Consider the following 686-nt stretch of genomic DNA (forward strand, 5'->3'; position numbering starts at 1 on the left):
ACAACAATATCTTCTTTTCCATCTTCCGTGACGTCCATCGAATACAATTGCGGAAGTGCTTTCGGATCGTTTACATGTTCCCATTCCGGAAACGCATACGTCGCTTTCCCGACGTGAAGCGTAAAATGACGCACCCAATCTCCATCTTCTTTTCCACATAGCTGCACATTCGCTTCATCCAATTTTTTCGTACACACGTCCCCTTGAGCCGAAACGACCGTCATAACTGATAATAATAAGGATAAAAACATACGCACCCTCCATACTTTTTTCACTTAGTATGGAAGAAAAACAAAAAAGTGTGAGTAAAATATTTGTGGGTGACATTCAGGAATGATTCCCCGACGAGGGTTGCGAACTTTTGTTCGCGACGCTCGTCGGGGCCACCAAGCGAAGCGCGGTAGAAAAAAGCAAATGTCATGCAAAAAGGACTCTCTCCCTGCTATGATGGAGATGACCAACATCAATAAAACAGGAGGGAGAGAGTCCATGAAACATTTTACCACAGAATGGCCTTTATTAAAAGAGCTGGAGGAACAATTAGTCAGAACTCTTCAAAAGGTGTTCGCTGTCTTGTTGGCGGCCCTTTTGGAGGAGATTGATCAACAACTGGCGGAAGCGCGGGACAAGCGCCGGTATCAGCTGAAAGACAAACGGCCGACCACGATCCAAACGCTGTTTGGAGA

At 45.6% G+C, this 686-nt stretch carries 1 protein-coding gene and 1 pseudogene; one reads left to right on the top strand and one right to left on the bottom strand.

Annotated elements, in window-relative coordinates:
* Nucleotides 1-251: pseudogene (locus tag LH47_RS14830) on the bottom strand (hypothetical protein); the annotation flags it as partial.
* A gap of 238 nt (nt 252-489) precedes the next feature.
* On the opposite strand from LH47_RS14830, the gene LH47_RS14835 reads away from it, so the two are divergent.
* On the top strand, nt 490-686 hold a 197-nt coding region (locus tag LH47_RS14835; protein WP_200890882.1), incomplete at its 3' end, for a UPF0236 family transposase-like protein.

It is taken from the genome of Anoxybacillus thermarum, from assembly GCF_000836725.1.
Taxonomy (GTDB): domain Bacteria; phylum Bacillota; class Bacilli; order Bacillales; family Anoxybacillaceae; genus Anoxybacillus; species Anoxybacillus thermarum.